Origin of the sequence: Caballeronia sp. LZ003, from assembly GCF_031451465.1 — a bacterium.
Taxonomy (GTDB): domain Bacteria; phylum Pseudomonadota; class Gammaproteobacteria; order Burkholderiales; family Burkholderiaceae; genus Caballeronia.
In genome coordinates, this window is the sequence record NZ_JARUXJ010000008.1 from 1 (window position 1) to 2599 (window position 2599).

At 58.9% G+C, this 2599-nt stretch carries 5 protein-coding genes; all 5 read right to left on the bottom strand.

What is annotated here, in order from left to right:
• Positions 1-456, bottom strand: a 456-nt coding sequence (locus QCE79_RS32255) for a phage virion morphogenesis protein (protein ID WP_309851316.1), incomplete at its 3' end; no start/stop codon positions are given.
• A gap of 302 nt (positions 457-758) precedes the next feature.
• The gene (locus QCE79_RS32260; protein WP_404989453.1) at positions 759-1163 is read right to left on the bottom strand and encodes a phage tail protein; all 405 of its coding nucleotides are present in this window, start codon (positions 1161-1163) and stop codon (positions 759-761) included.
• Positions 1164-1173: 10 nt separating this feature from the next.
• Complete coding sequence (lysC, locus tag QCE79_RS32265; protein ID WP_309851321.1) at positions 1174-1425, bottom strand: Rz1-like lysis system protein LysC; 252 nt, start codon at positions 1423-1425, stop codon at positions 1174-1176.
• On the bottom strand, positions 1313-1753 hold the full coding sequence (locus QCE79_RS32270; RefSeq protein ID WP_309851328.1) for a protein lysB: 441 nt from the start codon (positions 1751-1753) through the stop codon (positions 1313-1315). The genes lysC and QCE79_RS32270 overlap by 113 nt, the downstream gene beginning before the upstream one ends.
• Positions 1750-2577: an N-acetylmuramidase family protein gene (locus QCE79_RS32275; protein ID WP_309851325.1), complete on the bottom strand. Its 828-nt coding sequence runs from the start codon at positions 2575-2577 to the stop codon at positions 1750-1752. Before QCE79_RS32275 ends, QCE79_RS32270 begins: the two co-directional genes overlap by 4 nt.
• Positions 2578-2599: the final 22 nt, after the last annotated feature.

The following is a 2599-nucleotide window of genomic DNA, read 5'->3' on the forward strand; positions in this document are numbered from 1 at the left end:
CATGTCGCGGATCAACTCGCGATCGTCGCAGGTGAAGCCAAGCAGCTCACGTGCGGGATAGCGATACTCCGGGCCACCGGGCGCGACATGATCCGTTTCACCGAATTGATGCACACGCGCGATCCGCGCCACGCGACCGATGAAGCCGATGGCGAGCCCGTTCGCATCGGCTTCAATGCGCATATAACGCGTCGTGCGAAGCTTGGAGAACATTGCCGAGCGCTTGATTCGGCCTCGCTTGCCGCGCAGCTTCTTTGTTCCAGACTTCAAGCGCGGCTTGCGGGGTTCATAAGCACTGCCGTCCGGATTGCGTTGCGCGGCGATGCGCGCTTGCTGGCTGCGGCGCAGCTCGCGGGCGATATCGCGCATCACCGCGCGCCGAGCAGCGGGATCAAGCTTGGCAAGCAGAGTGCTGGCCCACGTCTCCAGGCTATCGAGTTGAGATTGTGAGTCCATCGTCTGCTAACCATTCAAACAGCAACATGCGCGCCCCTGGCATCGTCGACGTTGAGGCGCTTGCTGATAAGCTTTTCCGCCAAGCGCAACAGACAGTGCGTAGGCGGCCACCTCTGGCGGCGTCTCGCTCAATAACCTTACCCACTCACCGTATGCGCTGATATCGCCTACATAGCCCACAGCTTGGCGACGGATCAGATTTGCGATCGCATCGCTTTGTTCCACGCGACTCATTGAGGTATTTGAGGACATGACTTGCTCCAACATCGAATGTTTCAACGAAGCGAGCGGACGGATTCAATTCAGCTTTCCCAGGGCTGCTGGTCGGATTGTGAATCATCAACATGTGTCACTGTTCGCGCGCCATTCTCAACCGTCACGACGACGCTTTCGGTGAGTTGCAGCTTGATCGACACATCCGCGGTGCTGTTGCCAAGAATGTCGATCTCGTAAGCGATGCCGCTTTCACGCTGATCCCAGTTCGTTACAAGGTCAGGCTGATGCGCGCGGACCCAATCAATCACCGCGATGAATATGTCGTCTGCCTGGCCCGCGTAATCAAGCACTAGCACATTGAGCACGTATCGGTATTCGAACGAGCTCGACTTCGCGCCGGTCGCGGCAATCGATCCTTGATCAATAAAGAGCGTCAGCTTGTCCGGGTTTTCGGCAAGCGTCGGAATGGCGGCTGCGAGCGCTGCGCGCAAACTGCCTGGCTTAATCATGCTTTGCCTCTTTGCTCTGCGCGGCGTTGCGGGTCTGCGAGCGAGCCTGACACTCGACGATCAGATCCACTTTTGCGGCGCACGTAGCCCACGCGCCCTTGGCGGTGGTCAGTGCGTCCTGTAACTCGCCGTTAGTGCGCGGTGACATCGCCGGTAAACCGCACGGCGTGATCGTCTGGCACTGCTGCACTAAAATCTGCGGAGCCTGTGTAGGCGGGATTGGCTGACAAGCGCATAACATCATCAGGCAAAGCAGTGTCGGCCCAATGATGAACGATCGGACTGTCATGAATGGCTTCCCTCATCGCTTGGCGTTGCGTCGATACAGTCTTCTCGGCAGCGGCCGTCGCCCTGTCGAGCTGCGCTTGCTGCCGCGCTTTTTCGAGAGCGTCACGTTGAAGATCGCGAATGGTCCTATCGCGATCTTCAATGCGCTGGCTCGCGGCGCGCAGTAGTCCACTTTCCACCCCGAGCTGCGCACGCAACGCTCGGACATAAAGCACGGCGCTGACCGACGCTGCAATGAGCAGTGCGCAGACAGCGAGCTTAAATTTGATCGCGAGAAAGTTCATGCAGTCGCTTCGGCTGGCGTTGGCTTAGGCGCGGGCGTAGGCGCATAGCGCTCATACGCGCGTGCAAGCTTCACGTCATAGAGGTTCGCCTTGTACGCCTTGCCGTTATAACCCTCAGCAAACGCTTCCCAACGGCGCGATTTCAACGCCGCGAGCAGCTTGGCGTCAGCGGCAACGAAACGCACGAATGCATCAAGCTGCTCGCGCTCACTTGCCTCCATGCGAGACACGAACTCTTGCGGGCTCTGATAATCGAGTCGCTTCCAGTGTTCGCCCATCACCTGAAACGCGCCCCAGCTTGTTGCCTCCCATGCGGCGACTGGTGCGAGCATCTGAGCCCACGCGAGCCGCACATATTCCGCCGATCCGCCTTCATAGCCGCCACGGGTTTCCGACACAATGTTCGGATAGCGAGCCGCGAGTGGCTTGGGGTCGATCCCGTGGGTCACTAACCGCTCCCAAAACACGTGGCGCTCGAACAGAATGACGGGTCGGCCATCAACAAGGAAGCCTTCACCGCGAGATTCGACCTCATTTACGGCACGCACGCACTCGACGGGAACATCGAGTGAGGCGGCCGCTTTGACGATATCCGCATCAGCAAGATGCTTGGTATCTCGCTTTCCGGTGGCAAGCGCGAGCATGGTCTTTGGCCCCGCAATGCCGTCAACCACGAGACCCGCGTCGGCTTGTACCTTTCTGACCGCAGTCTCGGTGGCCTCATCAAATACATGTGTTACCGCGAGCTCGAAACCCGCGCGAAGCAATCGGTGCTGCAAAAGCGCCACCTCATCGCCCATCGAGCCAAATCGAAGGATCCTCATTGTTCGCCACTCCATAAAAGGC

What these genes read in the sequence shown, in the direction of transcription:
- lysC (WP_309851321.1), bottom strand. Translation starts at nt 1,425, where the DNA reads ATGATGTTATGCGCTTGTCAGCCAATCCCGCCTACACAGGCTCCGCAG.
- QCE79_RS32270 (WP_309851328.1), bottom strand. Translation starts at nt 1,753, where the DNA reads ATGAACTTTCTCGCGATCAAATTTAAGCTCGCTGTCTGCGCACTGCTC.
- QCE79_RS32275 (WP_309851325.1), bottom strand. Translation starts at nt 2,577, where the DNA reads ATGAGGATCCTTCGATTTGGCTCGATGGGCGATGAGGTGGCGCTTTTG.